General features: G+C 48.7%; 22 protein-coding genes. 1 reads left to right on the plus strand and 21 read right to left on the minus strand.

The genetic code is table 11. The annotated features are described in order from the left end of the window. Positions 1–117: 117 nt before the first annotated feature. The 19 genes from KDK19_RS23955 to flgB all read right to left on the minus strand — a co-directional run bounded on the left by KDK19_RS23955 (position 118) and on the right by flgB (position 16,255). On the minus strand, positions 118–1,446 hold the full coding sequence (locus tag KDK19_RS23955) for a FliI/YscN family ATPase (RefSeq protein WP_257293110.1): 1,329 nt from the start codon (positions 1,444–1,446) through the stop codon (positions 118–120). Then, positions 1,446–2,219, minus strand: a complete 774-nt coding sequence (locus KDK19_RS23960) for a FliH/SctL family protein (RefSeq protein ID WP_257293111.1) — start codon at positions 2,217–2,219, stop codon at positions 1,446–1,448. Before KDK19_RS23960 ends, KDK19_RS23955 begins: the two co-directional genes overlap by 1 nt. Before the next feature lie 51 nt (positions 2,220–2,270). After that, positions 2,271–3,293 (minus strand): flagellar motor switch protein FliG, encoded by a 1,023-nt coding sequence (gene fliG, locus KDK19_RS23965; RefSeq protein ID WP_257275899.1) that lies wholly within the window; start codon positions 3,291–3,293, stop codon positions 2,271–2,273. Further along, positions 3,286–4,938: a flagellar basal-body MS-ring/collar protein FliF gene (fliF, locus tag KDK19_RS23970; RefSeq protein ID WP_257275898.1), complete on the minus strand. Its 1,653-nt coding sequence runs from the start codon at positions 4,936–4,938 to the stop codon at positions 3,286–3,288. The genes fliG and fliF overlap by 8 nt, the downstream gene beginning before the upstream one ends. 14 nt (positions 4,939–4,952) lie before the next feature. Beyond that, the gene (gene fliE, locus KDK19_RS23975; protein WP_257288090.1) at positions 4,953–5,273 is read right to left on the minus strand and encodes a flagellar hook-basal body complex protein FliE; all 321 of its coding nucleotides are present in this window, start codon (positions 5,271–5,273) and stop codon (positions 4,953–4,955) included. Positions 5,274–5,373: 100 nt separating this feature from the next. Beyond that, on the minus strand, positions 5,374–6,267 hold the full coding sequence (locus KDK19_RS23980) for an OmpA family protein (RefSeq protein ID WP_257288091.1): 894 nt from the start codon (positions 6,265–6,267) through the stop codon (positions 5,374–5,376). Between the two features lie 5 nt (positions 6,268–6,272). Next, positions 6,273–6,782: a flagellar protein FlgN gene (flgN, locus tag KDK19_RS23985; RefSeq protein WP_257280609.1), complete on the minus strand. Its 510-nt coding sequence runs from the start codon at positions 6,780–6,782 to the stop codon at positions 6,273–6,275. Beyond that, positions 6,754–7,062 carry a flagellar biosynthesis anti-sigma factor FlgM gene (gene flgM, locus KDK19_RS23990; protein WP_257275892.1) on the minus strand — a complete coding sequence of 103 codons (309 nt, stop codon included), beginning with the start codon at positions 7,060–7,062 and terminating at the stop codon, positions 6,754–6,756. The genes flgN and flgM overlap by 29 nt, the downstream gene beginning before the upstream one ends. A 102-nt stretch (positions 7,063–7,164) precedes the next feature. After that, positions 7,165–8,073 (minus strand): flagellar hook-associated protein FlgL, encoded by a 909-nt coding sequence (gene flgL / locus KDK19_RS23995; RefSeq protein ID WP_257275890.1) that lies wholly within the window; start codon positions 8,071–8,073, stop codon positions 7,165–7,167. 21 nt (positions 8,074–8,094) lie between these two features. Then, positions 8,095–9,726: a flagellar hook-associated protein FlgK gene (flgK, locus tag KDK19_RS24000; RefSeq protein WP_257280608.1), complete on the minus strand. Its 1,632-nt coding sequence runs from the start codon at positions 9,724–9,726 to the stop codon at positions 8,095–8,097. Between the two features lie 14 nt (positions 9,727–9,740). Continuing rightward, complete coding sequence (locus tag KDK19_RS24005) at positions 9,741–10,073, minus strand: rod-binding protein (RefSeq protein WP_257275887.1); 333 nt, start codon at positions 10,071–10,073, stop codon at positions 9,741–9,743. Positions 10,074–10,099: 26 nt separating this feature from the next. Next, complete coding sequence (locus KDK19_RS24010) at positions 10,100–11,218, minus strand: flagellar basal body P-ring protein FlgI (protein ID WP_257275885.1); 1,119 nt, start codon at positions 11,216–11,218, stop codon at positions 10,100–10,102. 11 nt (positions 11,219–11,229) lie between these two features. Next, positions 11,230–11,970 carry a flagellar basal body L-ring protein FlgH gene (locus KDK19_RS24015; protein ID WP_257293112.1) on the minus strand — a complete coding sequence of 247 codons (741 nt, stop codon included), beginning with the start codon at positions 11,968–11,970 and terminating at the stop codon, positions 11,230–11,232. A gap of 23 nt (positions 11,971–11,993) precedes the next feature. Further along, on the minus strand, positions 11,994–12,779 hold the full coding sequence (gene flgG, locus KDK19_RS24020; protein WP_257280606.1) for a flagellar basal-body rod protein FlgG: 786 nt from the start codon (positions 12,777–12,779) through the stop codon (positions 11,994–11,996). Positions 12,780–12,819: 40 nt separating this feature from the next. Continuing rightward, entirely contained in the window at positions 12,820–13,554 is a 735-nt protein-coding gene (gene flgF / locus KDK19_RS24025) for a flagellar basal-body rod protein FlgF (protein ID WP_257293113.1), read from the minus strand. After that, on the minus strand, positions 13,554–14,774 hold the full coding sequence (flgE, locus tag KDK19_RS24030; protein WP_257275879.1) for a flagellar hook protein FlgE: 1,221 nt from the start codon (positions 14,772–14,774) through the stop codon (positions 13,554–13,556). The genes flgF and flgE overlap by 1 nt, the downstream gene beginning before the upstream one ends. A 21-nt stretch (positions 14,775–14,795) precedes the next feature. Beyond that, complete coding sequence (locus tag KDK19_RS24035; protein ID WP_257280604.1) at positions 14,796–15,437, minus strand: flagellar hook assembly protein FlgD; 642 nt, start codon at positions 15,435–15,437, stop codon at positions 14,796–14,798. Positions 15,438–15,448: 11 nt separating this feature from the next. Next, positions 15,449–15,868, minus strand: a complete 420-nt coding sequence (flgC, locus tag KDK19_RS24040) for a flagellar basal body rod protein FlgC (protein ID WP_257274469.1) — start codon at positions 15,866–15,868, stop codon at positions 15,449–15,451. Beyond that, entirely contained in the window at positions 15,869–16,255 is a 387-nt protein-coding gene (flgB, locus tag KDK19_RS24045; protein WP_257274470.1) for a flagellar basal body rod protein FlgB, read from the minus strand. A 258-nt stretch (positions 16,256–16,513) separates the two neighbouring features. On the opposite strand from flgB, the gene KDK19_RS24050 reads away from it, so the two are divergent. Next, positions 16,514–17,452, plus strand: coding sequence for a bile acid:sodium symporter family protein (locus tag KDK19_RS24050; RefSeq protein ID WP_257280603.1), 939 nt, complete (start codon positions 16,514–16,516; stop codon positions 17,450–17,452). Here KDK19_RS24050 and KDK19_RS24055 read toward each other — a convergent pair. Further along, entirely contained in the window at positions 17,424–19,112 is a 1,689-nt protein-coding gene (locus tag KDK19_RS24055; RefSeq protein WP_257293114.1) for a SufS family cysteine desulfurase, read from the minus strand. The genes KDK19_RS24050 and KDK19_RS24055 overlap by 29 nt on opposite strands. Positions 19,113–19,655: 543 nt before the next feature. Then, a complete protein-coding gene (locus tag KDK19_RS24060; protein WP_257280601.1) occupies positions 19,656–21,326 on the minus strand; it encodes an F-box protein in 1,671 nt (556 codons plus the stop codon). Positions 21,327–21,329 lie beyond the last annotated feature (3 nt).

Consider the following 21,329-nt stretch of genomic DNA (forward strand, 5'->3'; position numbering starts at 1 on the left):
ACTTTTTCTGGGTATTGAGAGAGGCCAGACTCTGTTCCGCGTGCTGTTTCTCTCTTTCAGTGAACTGGCTCTTTTTTTCCAGTGCGGACCGGGCTTTTTCCAGACGCCGCGCCTTGCTCATGAGGTAACAACCTGATCAGGCTGCCAGATATTTATCAGTTGTTGAATGCTACCAGAGAGATCAACCTGTTCATAACGGCTTTGCTGTAAAAAACGTTCCATCTGCGGACGATGTTCAATAGCTTTATCAAGCTCGGTATCTGCTCCGGGTTTGTAAGCCCCGATAGCCATAAGTTCTCTGAATTCATTATACCGGTTGTGATAGCGTCGGAACGCCTGAGCACACTTTTCATGTTCTTCTGTTATCAGCTGAGACATGGTTCTGCTGATGGAGGCTTCCAGATCAATGGCCGGGAAATGTCCTCTTTCAGCCAGCTCGCGACTGAGCACAATATGTCCATCCAGAATGGAGCGGGCAGTATCTACCACGGGCTCCTGCATATCATCACCTTCTGCCAGTACGGTATAGATGGCCGTTACTGAACCTTCACCTATTCCCGTTCCGGCCCGCTCCAGCAGTATCGGAATCTTGCTAAATACTGAAGGAGGAAAACCTTTCGCTGCCGGAGCCTCACCCACAGCCAGCGCAATTTCACGGTGAGCCTGGGCATATCGGGTCAGGGAGTCCATCAGCAGCAGAACCGTTTTGCCCTGATCTCTGAAATACTCTGCTATTTGGTGACAATAAAGTGCAGCACGGATTCTGCGGACAGGCGATTCATCCCCGGGTGAAGCCACCACAACGGCTTTTTCCCGACCTTCCATACCCAGAATCTGATCAACAAACTCCTTTACTTCGCGACTACGTTCACCGATCAGACCGACAACAGTAACATCCGCCCGGGTATTGCGCGTCATCATGCCCATCAGTGTGCTTTTACCAACGCCACTGCCAGCAAACAACCCTACTCGCTGTCCTTTTCCTAAAGTCAGCAGACTGTCGATCACTCTTACGCCCACTTCCAGTGGCTCATCGACCGGCTTTCTGCTCATAGGATTCAAGGGGGAGGAATGAATTGAGATTCGGTCAGATAAACTCAGAACATTGGAATCAAGCGGCTTACCCATGGCATCTACCACCCGCCCCAACAACTCTTCACCCACAGGCATGGTGTGATTGAGAGAGACGGGAATTATTCTGTCTCCGGCAGCCAGACCTTCCATTGTCGTTGAGAGAGGCATCAGAAACTGACTGGCACCGTCAAATCCAACCACTTCTGCCTCCACCTGACGGCCACTCTGCATGTTGATATGGCAAAGCTGTCCGATGGGTAATCGTAATCCTTTAGCTTCCAGAAGAAGACCTTTAATCGCCGATATCCTCCCGGACATTTTGGCAACAGGCACTGACTTCAGTTTTTGAATAAGTTCATCAGAGAGCGACATTAACCCGCGTCCTCCATTGCGCCAGGCAAGTTTTCACGAATAATATCCAGACACTCCACCAGCCGGGATTCCATTCGAGCTTCCGCTTCTGTCTGGCTGGAAATGATCCGGCAGTCGTGCATTGGTAATTCCTGATCTTCGACGACCTGCCAGGCCGCACCAAAATCTGGCTTGAGTTGTTTGAGCAACTCCGCGTTGACCGGATTCACATGGATGGTGTACTGAGCATCCTCAGGCATGATACTCAGAGTTTCCCTGATGACAGAGACGATCTGTTCCGGAGAAGTCATCAGCTCACGACGCACCACCTGGCGACAGGTTTCTTCTATTACTTTTCCAAGCCAGCTGATCTTTTCGTCGCGACCATAACTGGCACCAGAGCGAAATTCAGACATTTCTTTTCGCAACAGGGATACCAGTTTTTTCTGCTCCTCAGTGGCAATACGCCCACCTTCTTTGACGCCCAGCTCTCTGCCCTCTTCAAAGCCCATTCGACGGCCTTCTTCCACACCTTTGGCATAGCCTTTCTCAATACCCTGCTCCAGAATACTTTGCAGAACTTCAGCAGAGGGTTCAACGGATTCCTGTGATGTCGGTACTGTATTCTGAACCTTATCGACAGGCTGAGAAGCACTATAGTCTGGTTGTTGAGTTATCTCTGGAGCCTCTGATGTTTCTGAATTCTGAAACTCACCGGGCTTTTGGTGAACCGGAAAGAGAAACCGTTTGAAGGCCGCTGTTTCAGGCTGCCATATTTTTTGTCTGTTTGTCATGAACCAACCTGTTGTTATTAGTATGAAGAAAGTGATGGGTATTGATTGGCATTAACCGATCATCTCGTCCTCATCATTAAAGATCAGCTCTATCTCACCGGATGCAGCCAGCTGTCGCGCTGCCCGAAGCACATCGTTGCGGGCAGACTGAACCTGACTGGCACGAACCGCGCCAAGATTTTCAATATCTTCAAGCAGGAATTTGGCGCTTCGCTTGGTCATGGTACCTACAACGACATCAATCATCTCCTGAGCGGCCCCTTTGAGCGCCAGAGCCAGAATATCCTGGCTGACCTCCGCCATAACCTTACGCAGTGCATCTTCGTCCAGACGCATAAGGTGTTCAAAGAGGAACATTTGTTGTTCAATCTGCTCAGCCAGTTTCTTATCCTGCTCCTTAAAGTAACTCAACAGACTCTGCACCGAAGTGTCGTTCATCCGGTTCATTATATCGGCCACCTGACGAAGACCACTGACGGTGGTATTCTGACTGGTGCTCATTTTGCCGATATTGGCATCAAATATAATGTTGAGTTCTTCAAGGATGGATGGATGTAATTCCTGCAGTCGGGCTACTCGTGACAATAGATCCTGGTGACTTTTGGCTGGAAGGCGCATTAATACGTCGGTAGCCTGTGTAGCTCCCAGATAGGTCAAAACCACTGCCTGAAGTTGCGGGTGCTCATCAACAATCAGTTCGGTGATGGTTCCCGAGTCCATCCATTTCATCGCTTCCAGACTGTTGCTCTCACCGCCAAAAATAGAGTCCATGACACCTTTGGCTTCTTTGTCACCCAAAGCCATCTTCAAGGTCTTGTCAATATATCCTTTGGAGGAACCAGAAAGGGCGCTGTCATACCGATAAGTGTGGAAAAACAGGTCCAGAACTTCCTGAACCTGATCTCTTTTCAGGGGTGCGATGGTCGCCATGGTCGTGCTGATCTGTCGAACTTCCCGCTGGCTAAGGTGTTTGAATACCTGCGCCGCACCTTTTTCCCCCAGACTGAGAAGCAGGATAGCAATGTCTTTGGGAGTCGGCGGCCTTGATGGCAAGGTTCTTTGATTATCACTCATAACTGTTCATCCATAGCTTGATCACCTGTGCTACCCTGGCAGGGGCCTTGGACGACAGTTCTCGCATCTGAGTCACCTGAGTTTCAAAATCTGCCAACTCAGGCGGCAAAAGATCAAAAGTGTCATCAAATATTACTTTCCTGCCTTGCTGGTCGAACTGGGTAGAATCCGTTTCCTCAGAGATTTGAGGTAACACGGCTGGCTCATCCATCTTGATAGTGATCTGTTTCATCATGGGTCTTAAAAGAAACATAATCACAAGAATCCCCAGCAAAGTACCGCAACCATATTTGACGTAGTAGAGCACCTGCGGCTGTTGCCACCAGGCCAGCCCGACAGGTTCAACATGAGTGACTGGCACAAACGGTGCGGTATGAATACTGATCTGATCACCACGAGCCTGATCAATACCTGTCGCATCAATAATCATTTGTTGAATCGTGGCAATTCTTGCCTGATCCCAATTACCAATACCCAGAGCTTCATCGGGCTGCTCATTGAGAACAACGGCAACGCTGAGTTTCTGTACTCTGCCCTGCTGATTGGCCACCTGCCTGATCACTTTGTCTACTTCATAGTTGCGGACAAACTCTGAATGAGTATTATTGCCCTGCTCCGCCTGAGCTTGCTCCCCTTCTTCCGGTGGCTGATTAGCGAGAGCACCGGGTATGCCTCTGGCTCCCTGCCCGCTATTAAGCACTTCCTTTCCCTGCTCACTTCTTAACACGGGAGCACCGGGCTCATATTGCTCTACCGTTTGCACCACCTGTTCAAAATCCACATTGGCGGTAACCTGGGCCCTGAAATTGACAGACCCCACCAGAGGTTCAAGCAGGGCACTGATGCGCTGTTGAAAATGAGCTTCAACCTGACGCTTGAAGTCCAGCTGTTTACTGGCTTCACTGAGCACACTGTTACCCAATAAAACATCTGAAGAGAGCAGTTTGCCGGACTGGTCAATAACAGAAACATCGCTGCGATTCATATTAGTGACACTGGCGGCCACCAGATTCACAATGCCTTCAATCTGCTCATTGCTCAACCTGTATCCTGGAAACAGATCGACAAACACTGAGGCCGATGGTTTTCCCTGTTTGCGAATAAAACTGCTCTGTTTGGGCAGAGCCAGGTGGATTCGGGCATTGCGGACGGGTTTCAGGCTGATAATGGTCTGAGCCAGCTCGCCTTCAAGACCACGCCGGTAACGGACATTTTCCACAAACTGGCTGGTACCGATTTCCTGCCCATCGAGCGTTTCCAGTCCTTCCGGCGTTCTTGCCTGAACGCCCGATACAGCCAGCTGCATACGGGCATCGGAGAGCCTGCCGACATCCACCATGACCTGACCCGAAGCCGGGTGAATTTTATAAGCAATACTGTTTTGTTCCAGTACATTGACCACACTGGCCACATCATAGAGTTCCTGATTGCCATACAGTGGCTGGTAATCCGGAGATTGTGACCAGAGCCAGAAAACCGACATCAGGGCAACCGATACTGCAAACAAGACCATCAGCACCACTTGATAGTTACGATTGTTTTTCAGAACTTCGGACACCCTGTCCAGTGCTTCACGCCAAACAGGCTTCACTTCTTTTTCTTCTGGTGCCTGCTCCGGGGTGGCATTTGTTTCTGATTCTGCCATGGTATTTTTCTACCTTAGATCTGCATGCGCATGATGTCTTCGTAAGCAGTCACTGCCTTATTGCGAACCTGCATCAATGCCTGAAAGGAAATACTGGATTTCTGCATGGCAATCATGGTGCCCATGAGGTCATCACTTTCCCCGGTTTCAATCTTGTGCATCATGCCGCTGGACTCTTGTTGCAGATCATTAACCTTTTCAATGGCCTGTTGCAGCAGATTGCCAAAACCGTTGGTAGTCATGCCTTCAGATGCAACTGAGGAAGGTAAAATCGGAGCAGGTCGGTTTTTCAGGAGTACACTGAGGGAATCCGGGTTTAGACCTTTGATGTCCATTGAGCCGCCATCCACTGTTGTTCTGTGAAATGTTGTTCTGTAAAAGTGCCCGGTAAGCACAGGCTCTTTCCGTCAGTTGACGATTTATTGTCAGAATTATTTATCGGCGGCTCAGGGTAATCTTTACCCGTCGGTTTTTATTTCTTCCTGCAACAGTCGTATTGGTGGCTACAGGATAGCGGTCACCATGAAAGCGCATGGTAAGACGCTGTTCGGAAATACCTTTTGATCGTAAATATCTATAAACCCGGCTTGCACGCACTTTTGACAGCTGAAGGTTTTCCAGCCTGTCACCCCGGGAGTCTGTGTGAGCGTCAATAGCAACATTGGTGATACTTTTATCCACCAGAATATAGGTGGCCAGGTCATCAAGATGTGACAATTGTTCCGGGCTTATATGGGATCTTGATGACGGGTAATAGAGCAGTGTTTCTTTTGCCTGTTCGTAGTTCAGAGCCAGCAATTCTCCATAACATTGATAAAATGTTGCTGCTGTTTTTTGGAAATTCATAGCGGGTATTTTAATATGAACAGGGTTTACTGCTTCCCTCTGAATCTCAACAACCAGCTGATGCCCCTGCTGCAGATCTTCAACAACACGGGCAACATTGATTCTCATTTCAAACTGTTTATCCGGCTCTGCTTCAACACCTCCGAGAGCGTTCAGGTAATGGCTATGACGCCAGGGGGATTGTTGAACCGCAACACGAATATGCCGGGCTTCTTTAATAAAAAAATCCGGTTCCAGGGTTATATAATGCACACCTCCGGCAGCCGCATTCAGAACGATACTGCCCAGCCCTGTCACGTTGCTGTTCAGGCGACACTGGAAACGGGAAGTGGTCAACTCCCACTTATGCAGGGTGAGTTCCTGAGGGAATTCTCTGACTGAGTTGGCTGATGATCGGGAAAGCAGCAACAAGGAGAAACCAAAAATCGCGAGGCCAAAAATCAACAGTTTCCGAAATCGCCGCAAATCATCAGAAAACAACATGCTGATCAGCCCAGCTTTCTTTCACAGATGCCCTGCTGGTTGTAGGGCGAGGGTTCCTGACTGGAAAAAACCACATCAATAATCTGGTTAGTGCTGGCCGCCAGACGACTCAAGAGCTTGCCGTTTGCCTGATTCAGACTACGGCAGCGGCCTGCTGTAATTTCCAGTTGATGCCATTGTTTCAGTGTGGCTTCAGCTTTGGGTGTAGAACATATAATTTGCAGAAATGATCGTATACCTGCCGGGTCCGGTGACAGCCCCGCTTCTTTCAAATAATGCTCTCTCAGGGAAGCATTCAGGTGCAGCATGTCCAACAGTTTGACCTGAGTTTCAAGATGCGTTTCCAGAGCTGCAATATTCCTTTCCAGCATCAGGTTATGGGCCTTGCTCAGAACAACTTCCAGTTTGCGGGTTAAAGCCAGTGCATCACGGATATTGCCCAGCAGTTTTTTTTCAACAGAAACGCTATAAGTACCACTTTTATTGTCATTCTTTTCTGTGGTCATCAAAGTCATCGGAAAGCTCCAGAATTTTGTTGGCAAGCATTTGATAATCGACCGGCATTTCTCCTTTTTTAATCGCTAGCCGAATGCTCTCCACTTTTTTCCTGTCAATTTCATCTATGTCTGACAGAGATTGGAACAGTTCTTCAATATTCTGGGCTTCACCGCTCAACCTTAAACGATCATCATTGACCTTGGGAGGCGCGGCTGCTTTTACATCATTTTTGACTGCACTTTGGCCTGCTATTGGACTGGCTGCTTTTTTTGACCCGGTGCGATTTATTCCCGGCATGCTTTTCACCACTCGTCTGTGATGGGTACAGAACTCCAATCGGCAAGGTGTCAAAAAATCTTAAATTCCCTGAAATGGGGATTTTTTTTTGCCAATGGCCCGTCAGAAATAATTGAACAGAGACAGTTGCTTGATGTTGGCATAAACCTGCTGGCTGGCACTGAGAAGGGTCTGCTGCTGAGCCAAATCAGTGGCGGCCTTCGTCATATCAACATCTTCCAGAGATGAATGAAGTTTTTCCAGCATCAGTTTGATATCGGCATGGCTTTCACCCACCCGATCAAGCACAGTCTGATTACTGCCTGCCTTGGTCTGGGCGATCCCTACCCTGTCCAGAGTGGCATCAATCCATGTCATCGCGTCTGACAGAACGGCATTCAGACTCACAGGGTTTCTCAGTTCATCCACCGCACCAGACAGGGCGTCAAAGATACTGTCTATCGGTGGTGTAGCGGTTGGGTCGAAAAATAGATTTTCTGCCGACTCATTGAATGTCACCTGGGCAGAGCCACTGATATTGACCAGACGAAGGTTATTATTGCCATTGTATGAATAATCACCAGCGACTTCGTCAACAGGCTTCTGAGTGCTCAGGGTTCCGGAGAAAATGTACTGCCCGTCTGCCTGCTGATAATTGGCCAGGCTCAGCAAAGACTGAGCAATCGTATTCAGCTCCTCTGCCAATGGCTCATAGTCCTGATCAGTCAGAGTGCCGTTTCTGGACTGCAAAATAATGTCTCTGGCACGCCATAATTGCTCAGTCATTCCACTGTATAAAACATCTTGCTGCTGCAGTATTCTTCTGGCCGAATCAATATTATCTTCATACTGTTTTATAGCCGTTACTTCATTCTTGATCTGAAGAATTTTGACTGTATCAACGGAGTCATCCGAGGGTTGCAGGATACGTTTTCCGGATGCCATCTGTTCATTGGTTACAGCCAGTCTGGCCATACCGTCCTGCATAGCCCTGAGCATGACATTATTGAAATTGATGCTGCTGATACGCATATTTTTGGCTCCCTGTCTTTATCAGAACATTCTGAGCAATGAATCAAATGTCTGCCGGGCCACTGAAATTACCTGAGCATTAGCACTGTAGAGTTGCTGAAAGCGTAAAAGGTTGGCAGCCTCTTCATCCAGATTGACACCACTGTAGGCATTGCGGCTTGCTTCAGCCTGCTCAAACAGTTTTTTACCACCATCGGCTTCTGTTTTCGCCTGAGAAGTTTGTACCGCAATATCGCCAATAAACCGGGTATAGCTTTCAGTCAGGCTACTTTGCCCCTCTATCAGAGCATCATTCTGAAGTTGCAGAATTGTCTGCAAGTTCGAATTATCGGCCACACCACTACCCGGTGCTGCCAGAGCCAGAGCAAAAGGTTCCGTCAGAACAGCATCAATATCTCTTGCACCATAACGCACCGGTGACAACCGGTAAGCCTGATCAGTAGCGGCACCGTTGATATCAATCTCAACGCCATCAAAACTCAGGGTATCAGTACCTGCTCCGGACAAGCTGCCACTGAACTGAACCCCATCGCTCAACCGGGTAATAACATAGTTGCCGGTGTTATCTACCCGCAGATCATAGTCACTGGCTTTCAGCTGGGAACTGTCAGTAATTCTCATATCGGACACTGAGGTGGAGGCGACATCCAGCGAAAAGATACCACTGGCAGGATTAGTCAGATCAGAAAAAAGATCCACGCCGGAGTTGCCATTGACATCCTCCCCAAGTCTTAGCTGGGCATTGATCGTCGAAGCTATGACTACTGCCAGACGCCCAATCTCATTCTGAGCCTGTCTTAAAGTGCCATTCTGGTAATTCAGGATGCCGCCAATGCTGCCCCCCGGATCACCGTGCACCTGAAGGGAGGCAGAATCACTTTCAAACGCCAATGAAAAGCCATCAGGATGGCTGGCTGAGCCGGTAACACTCAGGCTGTTTCTCTGATCACCGATCAGCAGTGGCTGACCTGATTTCAGGTAAATATTGAGATTGCCATCAGGCTGCTCCAGAACATTGATGCCCATCAGCTTTGATAATTCTTTGACGGCGAGATCCCTTTGGTCAAGCATCTCGTTGGCAACCTCACCACTGGCACTGATCTTCTTTAGTTGGTCATTAAAGCCCGCTATATTTGCCAGCAAACCATTCGCTTCTGCAACCGAAGCCTCCAATTGCCTCCCGGCTAAACCCTGATGACCGACAATTTGGTTATTCAGTGTTGTAAACTGCTGAGCCAGCTTATTACTTTCGCTGAGTATGACTTGTCTGGCAGCACTGGAATAAGGATCAACCGTTGCGCCATTAAGTGTTGTAAAGAAACTCTCAAGGCCTGAGGTAAGCGATGTGCTGTCATCGCCCAACCATTTATCCAGCGAGTCGATGTATCCCGAAAAAGTGGCTGTCTTTTCCGCCAGAGATTGACTCTCCCACATCTGGGCAGTAAGAAAACTATTGGCTATTCGGTCGACGCTGGATGCATTAACACCGGTTCCCTTGGTACCGACTCCCGGATGCAAAGTGTAAGTCGGGAACCAGTAAACTCTTTGACGGCTATAGCCTTCTGTTTCGGCATTGGCAATATTGTTACTGGCGACATTAAGCGATGTCTGGCTGGCCTGTAATCCAGAAATACCTATCTGTGTCAGACTCATGTCATCTACCCCGATTAACGTTCAGTATTAAGCCTGTCGTCTTTATCACCCAACTGCCTTACCAGTGCTTCAGCTATGCCCAGCCCGCCTTCTTTACCCAGATGTCCGGCAATATGGCTGTCAAACATCGATTGAAAAAACTGCACATCTTTACCCGACATCGGCAAGTCTGAGCTGCTCATCATCGCTTCATTGGCTCTTCGCATACTCTTGAGTAATTCGTTAACAAATATGGCTTCAAAGGCCTCTGCTGCTTCTTTCAGGTCTTCCGGACCTTTTCCCTGACCGGGTTCCGGCTGATAAATATTGGCCAGATGTTTAGCTGACAGACTGCTTCCAATATCCATATCGAACGCCCTTATCGTAAATCCATTTAAATCACAATTAACTCAGCTTCCAGAGCCCCGGCTGCTTTCAGAGCCTCGAGAATGGACATCAAGTCTGTGGGTGTCGCTCCGACACCGTTAATAGCCATGACCACTTCCTGCAAAGTAACGCCTTCTTTAACCATATAGATGGCAGCATTCTGCTCTTCTATTGTGACATCACTGTTCAATATGGCTTCCGTCTGACCTCCCTGAGAGAATGCACCTGGTTGTGATACCGAGGTTGTCTGCCGGACTTTAACGACGAGGTTGCCATGACTGACTGCAGCCGGGCGAACACGAACATGCTCGCCCATTACCACAGTGCCTGTTCTGGAATTGAAAATAATACGTGCCGAAGGATCTGCCGTTTCAACATTCAGTCCTTCCAGCATGGACATAAATGCCACCCGCTGGCTACTGTCTCTGGGAGCCGAGACCAGAATAGAAACTCCATTGCTGGCATTGGCGACTTTGGGGCCAAAGTGATTATTAATGGCTGTCACTACCCTGCGGGCATTGGTATAGCTCGGTTCTTTTAAATTCAGTACCAACTGCTCCCCAAAGTTAAAAGCGCTCTTCACTGAACGCTCAACCAATGCACCTCCGGGAATGCGACCGCCGTTGGTAGTGTTAATCTGTATACGGCTACCAGCGATGGGCGCATCCGCCGTTCCTGCCAACCCTTCAGCAGAAACTCCGCCCACAATCAGGCTTCCCTGGGCGACTGCGAACACCTCACCATTGATACCTTTCATCGGTGTCAGGAGCAGAGTTCCTCCTCTCAGGCTCTTGGCATCACCAATAGAAGACACTGATACATCTATTTTCTGACCCGGACGGGCAAACGGAGGCAAGCTGGCATGGACGGTTACCGCTGCAATATTTTTTGAATTCACATCCGAACTGTTGATGGTCAATCCAAACTCTCTGAGCATGTTCACCAGCGACTGTTTGGTGAATGCTGATTTATCTCCGGTACCATCAAGCCCGACCACCAGACCGTAACCAATCAACTGATTATTTCTGACCCCTTCAACATCCACCATATCCAGCAAACGACGGGCACTGGCATTGCCCGCCACAACGAGCATAAGAAAAATCAGTCCCCACCGTGTTAAAGACATAGTGACTCCCGTCAAAATGGAAACCATGGGCTGTTAAGCATTTTGCTCACCCAGCCCGGTTCATGGGCATCGGAGTTAATGCCCAATGCCACGTAATCAATTTTTGCTTCAGCCAGTCGCTCAGACGAAACCTTGTTATCCGTTTTGATATCTTCCGGACGGACCAGCCCGCTGATCTTGATCAGCTCCTTACCCGAATTGATGGTCAACCATTTTTCTCCCTCAACCCTCAGGGTGCCATTACTGAAAACCTCGACCACCTTCACGGCAATATTACCCTTCAGGCTATTTCCACGGCTGGCGGAAGTATTGCCTCCGTAACTTCTGGAAGGCTGAACTTCAAAGGCCAGAGATCGGCCCCCGCCAAGAATAGCTGCACTGGTTTTACCCAACAGGGTCGGATCAGGAATGCTGATGGCATTATTTTTGTCGACTTTACTTAAACCACTCATGCTGATATTCGTGGTACCTTCCAGCTCGATGGTCAGAATATCGCCCAGACGGTAGGCACGGCGGTCGGAGAACATAAAGTTGCCATAGTTGGCATTAAACAGGCTGCCACTGGGATAAACTGATTCGTTGTGGGAGCTTTCCTTTTGAAAAACAGCGTTATCAGCAACCATTTTTTCCGCTTCAGGTTCGGGGCCCTTTGTCACCTGCTGATGTTGACCAGCAGGTTTGGTGTCACCCTGGCGGGGTGCACTCGAACAACCAAACAGCATAAACATGGCTATAAAACACAGAAGTCTCATTCTCTGTCCTCTATCCAACCCTGTTAAAGAGTCTGGTTAACGAACTGCATCATTTCATCAGCCGCAGCAATGACCTTGGAGTTCATTTCATAGGCTCGCTGTGCCGATATCATATTGACCAGCTCTTCCACTGAGCTGACATTAGATGTTTCCAGAGTAAACTGTTTCAGCGAACCCAGACCTCCCTGACCGGCAGTGCCTTCTATCGCGTCACCACTGGCGGCAGATTGCAGGTACAGATTCCCCCCCAGAGCCACGAGACCAGCCGGATTAACAAAATTAGCAATGCTGATCTGGCCTATTTCTGTCGGATCAACCTGCCCCTGAATGGTTGCCATAACAATGCCATCTTCACTAATACTGATTCCGGTGGCGTCAGCGGGTACGGTAATGCCCGGTTCCAAAGGCAAACCACTGGCATTCACTATTTGACCATCTCCATTCAGGTGAAACTGACCATTTCTGGAGAATGCAGCGGTTCCATCGGGCTGTGTAAACTGAAAAAAGCCATTACCAATGATTGCCACATCCAGTGCCTGTTTGGTGGTTTCATAACTGCCGGGAGTAAACACTTTCTGGGTTCCGGTAATTTTTACGCCAGTTCCTATCTGCAAGCCAGAAGGCAGTTCGTTGTCCTGGTCTGACAGAGCCCCCGGCTGCTTTTCAATGTGATAAAAGAGATCTTCAAAGCTGGCCCGATCACGTTTGAAACCGATGGTATTGACGTTGGCCAGGTTGTTGGAAATGATGGACATCTGCTTTTCCTGAGCAGCCAGCCCTGTCTTACTGACCCATAATGCGGGATTCATAGGCTCGTCCTCTGAGCTATAAGTTGTTATTTGCTGTCCGCTACTGATCTCTGACTAATCGGTCACCCGCAGAAGCCATGTCTCCAGCGGTTTTCATCAGCTTCATCTGGGCCTCAAACTGACGGCTGAGGCTTAAAAACGACACCATTTCTTCCAGGGCATTCACATTGCTGCCTTCAAGAAAACCACTTCGTAACCTGACTTCCGGATCGGCCTCCAGTTCTCCGCCATCAATAGAACGAAAAAGCCCGTCTGCGCCTTTGGTAATTTCTGTAATAGCCGGGTTCACCAGCTTTAACTGGCCTACCTGAACAGGATTGCCGCCCTCAGCAGGCACGATACTTATTGTACCGTCTACACCAAAGGAGACAGACTGATTATCCGGTAACTGAAGAGGTCCGCCATCTCCGATAACGGCATCCCCCCGGGCGGTTAGTACATTGCCTTCATCATCTATTTTGAACTGTCCGGCACGGGTATATGCTTCATTGCCATCACTGCCCTTGACCGCAAACCAGCCACTGCCACTGATCGCAACATCCATTGCACGACCAGTAGTATCCATTGAGCCGCTGGCGAAACGGCTACCCAGTCCACGCAGCTTGGGCATCACCCGTCCTTCATGACCATCACCCGACATTTCCACAGCCATACTGCTAACAAAGTCCCGGCGGAATCCGGGAGTAGAAACATTAGCCAGGTTATTGGCATGCACCTGTTGGGCTTTCATGGCCAGATTGGCTCCGGCGGTGCTGATATAAAGTACTTTATCCATCAGATAATATTCATCAGTGCCTGGGTAAGGTTATTACTGGTTTCAATGGTCTTGGCGTTGGCCTGATAGTTACTCTGGGCCTCAATCAAACGCACCAGTTGCAGGGATATATCGACATTAGATTGTTCCAGTGCTCCTGACTCCAGTGACCCCATAACACCGGCCCCCGGAATACCCAAAGCTGGGTTACCTGAAGCGAAGCTCGACTGCCAGAGACTGTCCCCCATAGGAATCAAACCACTGTCGTTAGCAAAATCAGCCAGAACAATCTGCCCCTGAACCTGAGTTTGTCCGTTGGAGTAAAGAGCCTGAAGAATACCGTCTGCAGTAATCTGAATACCGTTGAGTGAGCCCGGAGGAAAGCCATTCTGGGTTACCCGGTTTACCGCTGAGTCAGTGCCCAACTGAGTGAAATCTGAAATATCTATGTCGAAGCTCATTGCAGCAGCACCCGATAGTCGGGCATCCCCGGCTGGAATACCCAGAGTTACCCCGCCACCGACAGGCGTTGCCAGTGTTCCATCGTTATTAAACGTGACAGGCTGGGTCAAGTCAGGCCCCTGTCCGTCAAAATAAAATTCAATGTCCCAAGCGTTATCTGCCGTTTTTGCAAAATACATACTGACGGTGTGGCTTCCACCCAGACTGTCATTAACATTAAATGCCATAGTGGAATTAAAGGTGGACGGGTTGGTTGGGTCTATTGGCACAGCGGGAGTAATGGCATCCGTTCTGGCATCCAGATTAGCCAGCGTCACCACATCGGTAGTAGCCTGAGCGGGTATAGAGGTCTGGTTGATTTTCAGGTCGGTCTGGGTACCAGCCAGTACGTTGCCCGATGCATCCGCTGAATACCCCTGAAGCCTGAGGCCCTTATTATTCACCACGTTATTATTGGCATCTAACTGAAAGAAGCCTGCCCGGGTGTAATTCATTTGGCCATTGTCATTAACTACGAAAAAACCCTGACCATTAACCGCCATATCAAGAGCATTTTCTGTGGAAGTGATATTGCCCTGGGAGAACTGCTGGCTGATAGAGGCCACCTCAACACCTGCCACCTGACCATTACCGCCTCCTATCGAAGAAGCATAAACATCAGAAAACTCTGCGCGGGACCCTTTAAAGCCAATGGTATTACTGTTGGCAATATTATTACTGACAATTTCCAGATCCTGCTGTGCAGCATTTAATCCGGTCAACCCAATTCTAAACGACATTCCTTACCCTCCCTGATAGTCTCAGTTGCCAATGATCGAGATAGAAGACAGTGGCACAGATCCCATGCCCTCAAGCCTTAATTCAGCTCCGGCATTGGTCATATTGATACCAGACACCGTAGATTTCATAGACAGCGTACCGCTGTATGCTTCATTACCGTTGACTCCGGTTGCCGTGACTGTGTATTGCCCGGGAACAAGATCATCGAGAGTGAATGGAACGATACCTGCGGACTGTTGACCCAGTGATTTGGACTGAACCAGACTACCATCCGGCGTATAAACCCGAATAAGGACGTCCGAAGCATTGACCTGCAACTCAGTCCTTCCGCTGAACTGACCTGCCTCTTCTACCGACAGACTGTTGGACTCAACCCATACTTCTTTCCCTACCAGTCCAGCAGCCCCCAGAGACTGGGACTGCTGAAGTGAACTGGTCAAACCACCAATGCGATCGTCAATCGAGTTAAGGCTTTCAACAGAGGATATTTGGGAAAGCTGGGTCAGCATCTGGTTTGTGTCCATCGGCGCCAGGGGATCCTGGTTGTTCAATTGTGCGATGAACAGTTCAATAAATTGGTCCTGGTTGACCTGTAGCGTTCGGCTGTCATTGTTCACAGGGTTAGCGCCGCTGCCTGATGAAACCGGATTAATGCCTGTCATAGTGCTCCTTTTTACTCACCAAGCGACAGCAATCGTTGCTGTAATTTCTTGGCGCTCACCATCACTTCCATACTGCTCTGGTAGCTGCGAGTGGCCGACAGCATGTCAGCCATTTCCTGCATCACATTAATGTCGGGATAGAAAACATAACCCTCCTGATTCGCCAGGGGGTTATCAGGTTCGTATCGTTTATTTTTTTCACTGGGTGGCATTTCCAATACATCATCAACCTGCACCCGGGCAGCGCCTGCATTCTCTCCAACAGTCTGCTTGTAGAAAGCAGAAAAAAGAGGTCTGACGGGACGGTATGCTTCTTCAGGCGTGCTACCCGCACTGGAGATATTAGCCAGATTACTGGCAATGGTATTAAGGCGAACCATCTGGGCATTCAACGCCGAACCAGATATTTCATAGAGGTTGTTCAATTTCATTTATAGTCCTCCCTTAATAGCCTGCTCAAGGGAGCCCAGCTTTTTACGCAGAAAAATAAGGCTGGTTTGAAAATCCATAGCATTCTGGGAGAAGGAAGCCTGCTCAACGCCCAATTCAACCGAATTGCCATCAGTACTTTGCTGGAATGGAATGCGATACATCATTGAACTGTCTTGTGCTGAGGGTGGCATGTCCAGATGCCTGTCGTCGGTAGAAGCATCTCCGGAAAGTTGACCCTTTAAGATGCTTTTAAACTCTACATCCCGGGCTTTAAAACCCGGTGTATCAATGTTTGCCAGGTTTCCGGCAATCACTTCAGCACGGATTCCACGAAACGCCAGCGCCTGGGGATGAACACCCAACGCAGACTCAAAGCTGATGGCCATAGGAGTTAAGCTCCTGCTTTATCGTTATTGATTTACTCCTAATCGACGACAACCCTGCTTTTATTCATTGCTATTTATTCATTGCTGAATTAAGCAGCTTGCACAGCAAAAACAGATTGCCTGTGTCAATGCTCGCTTTGCCACTCTTATATCTCTCAGTGGTCTGTCACCCAAGTTCACGTTGACTTAAGATTTATCTAGCGACCCGGGAAAATCTTTAGTAACTAGCGATTAATAATTGGAGTGCAAAAAACCTTCATGCTTTTAAATACAATGACACGACTGTTTCCTCTATGGGCTGTTATCTTTTCAGCTCTGGCTTATTCCTTCCCCGAGAGTTTTGATCATCTGGGCTACCTGATTAGTCACGGACTCAGCCTGATCATGTTGTTTATGGGACTGACCTTATCAGTGAACGACTTTGCCCGGATCAAAGATCGTTTACCCGCGCTCTATACAGGGGTGATGCTGCAATTTGGGATCATGCCTTTTGCCGGGTTATTGATTGCACAACTTCTGAGTCTTCCTGTGGATCTGACGATAGGCATGATTCTGGCGGGCAGTGTTGCCGGAGGAACCGCTTCAAACGTACTGTGTTATCTGGCAAAAGGCGATGTTGCCCTGTCCATTTCCATGACAGCTTTATCAACCCTGACAGGCGCTTTCGCTACCCCCTTGTTAATCAGTCTTCTTGCCCACCAATATATTGAAGTGGAACCACTGGCAATGATGTGGAGTCTGGCCAAGGTGGTTATTTTTCCGGTGGCGCTGGGGATTCTGGTCAACCATTTCTGCCATGGTTTCGTGCAAAAACTGAACCCCCTGTTTCCACTCTGTTCCATGGCAACTATTCTTCTGGTCATTGCCGTCGTAGTGGCGTCTAACGCTCAAGAGCTTCCAGAAATTGGACTCATCACCATTCTGGCAGTGGCACTGCACAATGGCACAGGTCTGAGTCTGGGTTATCTGGTAGCGCATCTATCAGGCTTTGACCGGAAAACCTGCAAGACTGTCGCCATTGAAGTCGGTATGCAGAACTCCGGCCTGGCGGTAGTATTGGCTACTAAATTCTTTACGCCTGCCGCAGCCCTGCCAGCCACCTTCTTTAGCATCTGGCATAACATCACAGGCTCTGTTCTTGCTACCTGGTGGGCAAAGAGAGATAACGTTACTCAAACCGGTGAGCAAGAGACCTGATCTCGTTTATAATCGCCCTGAGCCCATTACCCCGTGAGGGACTCAGATGGTTATAAAGATCCAGTCTGGCAAACCAACCATCCATATCAAAACGACTAATGTCTTTTGGTGTGCAACCGTTAAAAACGGAGAGCACAATAGCGATCAGTCCTCTTATCACTCTGGCATCGGAGTCCACAGCAAAGTAAATGTTCATGGTCTGCTCATCATAAAAGTGGTGCAGCCAGACAGTACTTTCACAACCATGGAGTCGTGACTCTTCCGTTTTCATGGCTTCTGGCAAAGAGGGCAGTTTCTTACCAAGCAACATAATATGCAGGTATTTGTCCTGCCAGCTCCGGGAAGCAGTGATGGTCTGGAAAATCTGGTCTTTTGTGAACTCAGCAGCATGTTCACCTTCAAGCTGATTGAAGAAGGCTGAATCACCCTTAACCTCTTTACTCTCATGAACAGAATTAAACTCGCCTTTCACAATACGGATGAGCGCTTTCAGAAACGCCTCCACATCTTCGAGCGTGTTATAGACGGAAAAAGAAGCTCTGATGGTTCCTGCCAATCCCAGATGCTCCATCAACGGCATGGTGCAATGATGGCCGGTCCTTACGGCTATACCCTGTTGATCCAGCAAAAGACCAATATCCTGATTGTGAAACTCTTCGACCACAAACGAGACAACAGAGACTTTATGTCTGGTTTCCCCCACCAGGGTGACTCCCGGAATATTTCTCAGACCTTCTTCAGCTGTTTTTCTCAACCTGTCTTCATGCTGGGCAACCTCTTCCATATCCAGCGACCTCAAAAACCGGATAGCTTCCCTAAGTCCGATCACGCCCGAAACATTGGGAGTACCGGCTTCGAACTTGAACGGTAATTTGTTAAACGAGGTGCCACTGAAACTGACCTGCCGAATCATTTCTCCCCCGGCCTGCCAGGGCGGCATGGCTTCCAGCAAAGCTTTTCGACCGTATAAAACACCGATACCCGTCGGGCCAAACACTTTATGGCCGGAAAAAACATAGAAGTCGCAGTTCAGTTTCTGTACATCAACACTGCAGTGCGCCACCGACTGAGCGCCATCCACTAACACCAGTGCGCCCACGGCTTTAGCTTCAGGTATAAGCGTTTCAACCGGATTCACTGTTCCAATCGCATTGGAGACATGGGTAATGCCAAGAATCCTGGTCCTATCCGTCAACTGTGCACGAAAACTGTTGAGGTCAAGCTCCCCCTGCTCTGTGATATTAATAACTTTGATCACGGCTCCCGTTTGTTCGGCTACCAGTTGCCAGGGCACAATATTGGCATGATGCTCCATGGCCGAAAGCAGAATTTCATCACCCGGCTGCAACTGACTTCTTCCCCAACTTTGAGCGACCAGATTCAGAGCTTCTGTCGCTCCCCGAGTCCAGATAATTTCATCTGAACTGGCGGCATTCAGGAAATGCTTGACCTCCTCCCTTGCTTCCTCAAATGCGTGGGTTGAGCGAGCACTCAGGTAGTGTGACGCACGATGTACATTGGCATTGGCTTCCCGATAAAAGCGATTGATGGCTTCAATGACCGGGAAAGGCTTCTGGGTAGTGGCAGCATTATCTAAATACACCAAAGGATGACCGTGGACGTTCTGCTCCAGAATGGGAAACTGCTTTTTCAGGTTCATGTGAGCCTATCCTGATTCGATTCGGGCACTGTATTGATTAATACGGATTATTATCGATTGACGATATTGATAGTGACAATATTAAAGTCCGGAGCAGTTTCGATGCTAAACCTGCAAACTCTCAAGAAACGGGATGCTATCTATCTGATGGTTGCTCGTTTCTATTATCAAGGATTTGTACCCGAACAAACGACAGCCTCCCAGCCCGAATATTTCATAAATAAGAGCAGGTTCCTCCCAATCACCTGATATGATTGGGTCGACCAAAAGAAAGCTTCGGAAGAAGCAAACCGGAACCTGCTATGGCGAAACATACACAAGAAGCTCTTCGTTTTCACCCCGTTAATGGTAAAACTGTCAGAGCTGATTTTAACTGAAGGGAGTTGTCCTTCGATTTTGGTGCTCTACTGCTTCATGAAATGGCCATCTGTACTGAGCTCATTCCCCGGCTCATTAAGGCAATCCGGGACAAACGACATCAATCTTATACTGACCATTCCAGTAAGAAAAAGAGGAGCCCTGATCCGGGAAAATATTCGATCATTAATCGTTCTTCCATAATTCAGTGATTCTCAACTTGTAATCTTCATCGACGGTCACCACATGTCGGCTATCGGCGCTGAAGTCGGCTGAGGTAACTGCATCATTATGTTGAATGATGGCTTTTACCCGCCATGATCCACCCGCTTGCAGGCCACTGATTTTCGCCGTGCCGTCATTACTGGCGGTCACAACATGGAGGCCATCGGTGCTGAATGTGGCTGAGCGGACACCATCGTCATGAACAATTGTGGCTATTTCTTGCCATGATCCATCGTCCTGCAGGTTAAAGATTTTCGCCGTACTATCATAACTGGCGGTCACCAGATGGCGGCTATCGGCGCTGAATGTGGCTGAGACAACAACCAGGTCATGCTCACTTGTGGCTATTTCCTGCCATGATCCATCGTCTTGCAGGCTAAAGATTATCACTTGGCCATCCCAGCCGACGGTCGCCAGGTGGCAGCTGTCGGCACTGAATTTGGCAGAGGCGGGGGTACCGTATACACGGGTGTTTTTTTCTACCCATGATCCAGCAGCCCCCTGAACATAAATTTTTTGAATTGTATCATCACCGATGATCACCAGATGACGGCCATTGGGGCTGAGCTTGGCCGAAATGATCCATCTTTGATGAATAGTGTCCTCTACTTCCCATGATCCATCGTCCCCCTGGCTAAGGATTTTCACTTCATCACTTCCGGTGGTCACCGCATGACGGCTATCAGCACTGAAGGTGGCTGAAAGGACCGGGATAGTATGGGTAATGGTGTTTTTTATTTCCCATGATCCATCCTCCTCCAGACCATAGATTTTCGCTGTTTTATCGTTACTGGCGGTGACCAGATGACGGCCATCGGCGCTGAAGGTGGCTGTATTGATCTTGCAAGTGTGGGTAATGGTGGCTGTTATTTTCGATGTTCCATCGTCTTCCAGACCATAGATTCTTGCCGTTCTATCGACATTGCCGATCACCAGATGACGGCCATCACGGCTGACGTTGGCAAAGAGGACACTACGATCATGGGAAATGGCGACTTTTGGTTCCCATGATCCATCGTCTTTCTGAACATAGATTTTATGGCTGCCGTTCAACAGATGGCGGTCATCGTGACTGGCGGTCACCAGATGGCGGCCATCGGGGCTGAAGGAGGCTGTCTTGACTTGGTTTACATGGCGGATTTCGGCTTTATCCACTAACTTGAACTTCTCACATTGAGACATCAGTTTACTGTTGATGAACAGTAACTGAGCAGGAAAATAAAGACTCTTTTGTTGTTCTATGAGTGACTCGACAGCGCCCCTATCCGCAAACGGCTTCAACCAATGACGGAGTTGTTGCTCGTCTTTTGCCCTGAGGATGGACTCTAGTTGAAATGGGTACGGCGAAGGAATCTGGCGATACCAAGCTCTTTCCTGAGCTTTATCGTTTTCAACAAGATCGCGAAGATGTTTGCAGACCTTTTTTAAACGGGTAATCTCACGAAAGCCCAGATAGCGAATAATCATGCGCTGTGTTAATTCGGGCAAATCCAGGAATAAACTTTGACTTTTCTCATAGACAGTCACTTCCCTGCCTGCGCTGAAACCCGATGGTGCTTGCTCCGGCTGAATTTGCTCAGGTGTTGGCCAGAGTGAATTTTCAATGCTGGCATTGCTGTTTATCAGGTCCATTTT

It is taken from the genome of Endozoicomonas sp. ONNA1 (genome assembly GCF_024606325.1).
Classification (GTDB): Bacteria; Pseudomonadota; Gammaproteobacteria; order Pseudomonadales; family Endozoicomonadaceae; genus Endozoicomonas_A.

What these genes read in the sequence shown, in the direction of transcription:
- KDK19_RS24015 (WP_257293112.1), bottom strand. Translation starts at nt 11,970, where the DNA reads ATGAGACTTCTGTGTTTTATAGCCATGTTTATGCTGTTTGGTTGTTCG.
- KDK19_RS24035 (WP_257280604.1), bottom strand. Translation starts at nt 15,437, where the DNA reads ATGACAGGCATTAATCCGGTTTCATCAGGCAGCGGCGCTAACCCTGTG.
- flgF (WP_257293113.1), bottom strand. Translation starts at nt 13,554, where the DNA reads ATGGATAAAGTACTTTATATCAGCACCGCCGGAGCCAATCTGGCCATG.
- flgM (WP_257275892.1), bottom strand. Translation starts at nt 7,062, where the DNA reads ATGCCGGGAATAAATCGCACCGGGTCAAAAAAAGCAGCCAGTCCAATA.
- flgE (WP_257275879.1), bottom strand. Translation starts at nt 14,774, where the DNA reads ATGTCGTTTAGAATTGGGTTGACCGGATTAAATGCTGCACAGCAGGAT.
- flgG (WP_257280606.1), bottom strand. Translation starts at nt 12,779, where the DNA reads ATGAATCCCGCATTATGGGTCAGTAAGACAGGGCTGGCTGCTCAGGAA.
- flgC (WP_257274469.1), bottom strand. Translation starts at nt 15,868, where the DNA reads ATGAAATTGAACAACCTCTATGAAATATCTGGTTCGGCGTTGAATGCC.
- flgN (WP_257280609.1), bottom strand. Translation starts at nt 6,782, where the DNA reads ATGACTTTGATGACCACAGAAAAGAATGACAATAAAAGTGGTACTTAT.
- KDK19_RS24055 (WP_257293114.1), bottom strand. Translation starts at nt 19,112, where the DNA reads ATGAACCTGAAAAAGCAGTTTCCCATTCTGGAGCAGAACGTCCACGGT.
- fliF (WP_257275898.1), bottom strand. Translation starts at nt 4,938, where the DNA reads ATGGCAGAATCAGAAACAAATGCCACCCCGGAGCAGGCACCAGAAGAA.
- KDK19_RS23960 (WP_257293111.1), bottom strand. Translation starts at nt 2,219, where the DNA reads ATGACAAACAGACAAAAAATATGGCAGCCTGAAACAGCGGCCTTCAAA.
- flgL (WP_257275890.1), bottom strand. Translation starts at nt 8,073, where the DNA reads ATGCGTATCAGCAGCATCAATTTCAATAATGTCATGCTCAGGGCTATG.
- KDK19_RS23980 (WP_257288091.1), bottom strand. Translation starts at nt 6,267, where the DNA reads ATGTTGTTTTCTGATGATTTGCGGCGATTTCGGAAACTGTTGATTTTT.
- KDK19_RS24050 (WP_257280603.1), top strand. Translation starts at nt 16,514, where the DNA reads ATGCTTTTAAATACAATGACACGACTGTTTCCTCTATGGGCTGTTATC.
- fliG (WP_257275899.1), bottom strand. Translation starts at nt 3,293, where the DNA reads ATGAGTGATAATCAAAGAACCTTGCCATCAAGGCCGCCGACTCCCAAA.
- KDK19_RS24010 (WP_257275885.1), bottom strand. Translation starts at nt 11,218, where the DNA reads ATGTCTTTAACACGGTGGGGACTGATTTTTCTTATGCTCGTTGTGGCG.
- fliE (WP_257288090.1), bottom strand. Translation starts at nt 5,273, where the DNA reads ATGGACATCAAAGGTCTAAACCCGGATTCCCTCAGTGTACTCCTGAAA.
- flgK (WP_257280608.1), bottom strand. Translation starts at nt 9,726, where the DNA reads ATGAGTCTGACACAGATAGGTATTTCTGGATTACAGGCCAGCCAGACA.
- KDK19_RS24060 (WP_257280601.1), bottom strand. Translation starts at nt 21,326, where the DNA reads ATGGACCTGATAAACAGCAATGCCAGCATTGAAAATTCACTCTGGCCA.
- KDK19_RS23955 (WP_257293110.1), bottom strand. Translation starts at nt 1,446, where the DNA reads ATGTCGCTCTCTGATGAACTTATTCAAAAACTGAAGTCAGTGCCTGTT.
- flgB (WP_257274470.1), bottom strand. Translation starts at nt 16,255, where the DNA reads ATGGCCATCAGCTTTGAGTCTGCGTTGGGTGTTCATCCCCAGGCGCTG.
- KDK19_RS24005 (WP_257275887.1), bottom strand. Translation starts at nt 10,073, where the DNA reads ATGGATATTGGAAGCAGTCTGTCAGCTAAACATCTGGCCAATATTTAT.